The following is a 3644-nucleotide window of genomic DNA, read 5'->3' on the forward strand; positions in this document are numbered from 1 at the left end:
ACGGAAACCATCGGGTGAACCGGCTTCTAACCAGTAGTTGTAGTACGTTCCGGGCCGACGGCCCTACACCGGACGCCTACTACGCTGCGCTCCGTAGCCGCCGCTAAACAACAGCGTTATAAGCCAAGGCATCGGTCATTTTTATAGTAGTTGGGTGCATAGGCCTTGGCGGAAAATTCGGTGGTAGCTTCTGGTTTCGCATCGTTGTCAAGGCCAGCAACTCTGTCGTCCAAGTTGGAAGCCAGTATCGGCATCTTTCGGGTTATCGGCAGGGTGCCCAGGTTGTGGGGCTGTTCGCCGCAAAATTTGATCGGGACGGGTAATTTGGTGGTTTGTATCGGTGCCGGATCGCGAGCAGGTGCGGGGCTTCTTTGGAGTTCGCATGCGAGCTGAGAAGTGGACTGGAACCATCGGGTGAACCGGCTTCTAACTAGTCGCTGTAGTACGTTCCCGGCCCGGGGGCCGTCCACCGGACGCCACTGACGTGGCGCCGCTAAGCTCAGCGTTAGCTGGTAGTGCTTTGTACCTTTTGGGTGGTCGGGTGCTAATGGCCTTGGCCGAAAGTTGGCAGTAAAACCGGCAAAATTGCAGCGCAGCCAAGGCCCGTAAATTTGTCGTCTTGTTGGCAGCTCAATTGGCCAGCGGAGTTGGTTCTTAAGGGAGTGTTCCGGTATTGGGGCTGTCCGCCGAGAGCTGGTTCCTTGCTTACCTGCTAATCTGATGTTCAGGCTCATTCACCGCATCGTCGGCGGTGGTTTTTATAAAAGTGCATCGGCGGATTTGGGTGCAAGGGCGGCGGTGTAGGCTGCGATATTGGTTGCCAGGGATTGGGCTTCATTGATGCCCCCAGCTAACCAGTCGCTGTAGTACGTTCCCGGCCCAAGGGCCGTCCACCGGACGCCCTTGTCAGGGCGCCGCTAAGCTCAGCGTTATGTGTGCAGGGAGCATAATGGATCAAGTTTATAGCCTGAGACACCTAGGCTTTTTCTCAAAGCACCTCCTCACCGTTACCGGGGAGGGCTTTTACTACAAAGATACCCTCTACACTCGTGATGACGTGAAGAAACTCTTTGTCTCAGGTGGGGGCGTAGGTCCCAGAAGAATGGGAGTCCACCTGGCTGATGGAAGGAAAATTTTGATTAATGCTGTTGCTCTTGAGCTTAACGGAGTGAAGCCGAAAACTGGGTTTTTCTCGGGTACGAATCAGGTGTTTGAGGAGCTTAGGGCTTATTTCGAGGGTCAGAGCACATAACCAGTCATTCAAGTTCGTTCCCGGCCTAGCGGCCGTCCACCGGACGCCCTAGTCGGGCGCCGCTTAATATTGGCGTTAGCTAGTGTGGCTTTGGTTCCTTTCGGGAGGCTCTGTGCCAGTGGCCTTGGCTGAAAGTTGGGAGCAAAACCGGCAACATGGTTTAGTTGCCAAGGCCGTCCGAATTCGCAGTCTTGCTGGCAGTTCAATCGTTCAGCGGTGTTGTTAGTAACATGGGCGTTTGGGTCGTGGGGCTGTCCGCCGGTAAACGGTTCCTTGCTTACCTGCTAATCTGGCGTTCAGGTTCGTTCACAGCATCGTTGACGGTGATTTATTCAAAGTGCCGCAGCGGGTTTGGGTGCAAGGGCAGCGGTGTAGGCTGCGATGTTAGTTGCCAGAGATCGGGCTTCATTGATGCCCCCAGCTAACAAGTCGCTGTAGTACGTTCCCGGCCCGGAGGGCCGTCCACCGGACGCCACTGACGTGGCGCCGCTAAGCTCAGCGTTAAAAGCCAAGGCCCTGGTAATTTTTCGGTGGTTGGGTGCATGGGCCTTGGCGGAAAATTCGGTGATAGCTTCTGGTTTCGCATTGTTGCCAAGGCCAGCAACGCTGTCGCCCAATTTGGAAGCCAGCATCGGCATCTTTCGGGGTATCGGCAGGGTGCCCAGGTTGTGGGGCCGTTCGCCGAAAACTCTGATCAGGACGGGTAGTTTGGTGGTTCGTATCGGTGCCGGATCGCGAGCAGGTGCGGGGCTTCTTTGGAGTTCGCATGCGAGCTGAGAAGTGGACTGGAACCATCGGGTGAACCGGCTTCTAACCAGTCGCTGTAGTACGTTCCCGGCCCGAGGGCCGTCCACCGGACGCCACTGACGTGGCGCCGCTAAGCTCAGCGTTAACTACACTGGCAATCTGGAGAGCCGTGCATTGTGGAAGTTTGATCTAGTCATCAGGGATGCTAGCTATTATCGTCGGCGCTGGTCATTCATTAATGGTTTGTTCAGTTTCGTGTTCCTGGTTGCCGGTACGGTGGCATTCTATTTCGACAATGTGACGCTACTTGGGCGCACGGGACTCGCTGAGTTTTCGGGTAAGTGGGCCCACGGGGTAGGGGTGGCTTCCTTTTTTGTTGCTGCCTATTGGACTTATCAGTCACTAAAGGAGTATCAAGTCTCTTTGCTCATACTCATGGCCCCGTTTTTAGCTGCGGCAGCAGTGTCGGCAATTTTGCTAGCCATCAAGTATGGTTAACAAGTCGTTGTAGTACGTTCCGGGCCTGCCGGCCCTACACCGGACGCCCATTTCGCTGCGCTACATGGGCGCCGCTAAACGTTGGCGTTATATTTCACAAGGTAGTCATGGATAATCGAGCAATACTAAAATCATTATTGGTATCTGCAATTGTCACAACCGTAATTCTGGCTTTTGCTGGTGGCTACTCGTCGACTACAACCCCAGATGGTGTAACAACTCATCACTATACATTTGGTTGGTTTGGTTTTTGGTTGGTCTTACTTGGGCTTTTTGTAGTTCCATCCACCTTTGTTATTGGGTATCCGCTATCACATTTGTTGTTCAGGCTTCGTATTTTTAATATCTATGTCGTGGCATTGTCCGGCACAGTTGGTGCTATCGGAGTTGTTGCTGTCTTATTCTCAAAGTATCCCCCTGCACCAATGCAAATGCTTTATTATGGTTTGGGTGGTTTTGTAGCCGCAGTTACTGCATTTATTAGCTACAAAAATATAACAAGGCGGTCAAGCTGACGTCTATTTCGTCGCTTGTTTATGTGGCGGTCGCTACGCTGCCACAACACAATCAACTACATAGCCGCAGCTTACCGCGGCGTTAGCTGGTGTGGCATTGTTCCTTTCGGGTGGTTCGGCGCCAGTGGCCTTGGCCGCCAACTGGTAGCAAGGACGGAGATTTCGGTGTTTCGCCAAGGCCCTCAAATTTGGCGGATTGTTGGCAGCTCAGTTGATCTCAGGTGTTGGTTTAAAAGTCGTTGTTGGCCTTGTGGGGTCGTCCACGCAAAAGCGGATCTGGATCTGCTAGTCTGAAGTTCAGGTTCGTTCACCGCATCGTTGGCGGTAGTTTTAATTACGGAGCATCAGCGGGCGCAGGTGCAAGGGCAGCGGAGCGTGCCGTCATGTTGGTTACCAGGGTATGGTCTTCAAAGTTACCCCCAGCTAACCAGTCGCTGTAGTGCGCGGCCGATGGCCGCCGGACGCCCTTTACATTGCGGCTTCGCCTTCATTCCAAGGTCGCCGCTAAGCTATGCGTTAAAGGCTGGGGCTTCGGTGGGCTTTATTGCCGAATTTGGTGCAACTCGGCAAGTTTGTTGTCGAGCTTGGTTGCTCAGCCGAACCGGATGGCTGGGAAGAGTTTTGTGCCCTGG

General features: G+C 53.8%; 3 protein-coding genes. All 3 read left to right on the forward strand.

Annotated elements, in window-relative coordinates; genetic code table 11:
• Window positions 1-949 precede the first annotated feature (949 nt).
• Window positions 950-1252, forward strand: coding sequence for a hypothetical protein (locus CDH48_RS18930; protein ID WP_100690249.1), 303 nt, complete (start codon window positions 950-952; stop codon window positions 1250-1252).
• Window positions 1253-2173: 921 nt separating this feature from the next.
• Window positions 2174-2497 carry a hypothetical protein gene (locus tag CDH48_RS18940; protein WP_100690251.1) on the forward strand — a complete coding sequence of 108 codons (324 nt, stop codon included), beginning with the start codon at window positions 2174-2176 and terminating at the stop codon, window positions 2495-2497.
• 107 nt (window positions 2498-2604) lie between these two features.
• Complete coding sequence (locus CDH48_RS19165) at window positions 2605-3012, forward strand: hypothetical protein (RefSeq protein WP_157807876.1); 408 nt, start codon at window positions 2605-2607, stop codon at window positions 3010-3012.
• Window positions 3013-3644: the final 632 nt, after the last annotated feature.

This window comes from Marinobacter aromaticivorans (genome assembly GCF_002806975.1).
Lineage (GTDB): Bacteria > Pseudomonadota > Gammaproteobacteria > Pseudomonadales > Oleiphilaceae > Marinobacter > Marinobacter aromaticivorans.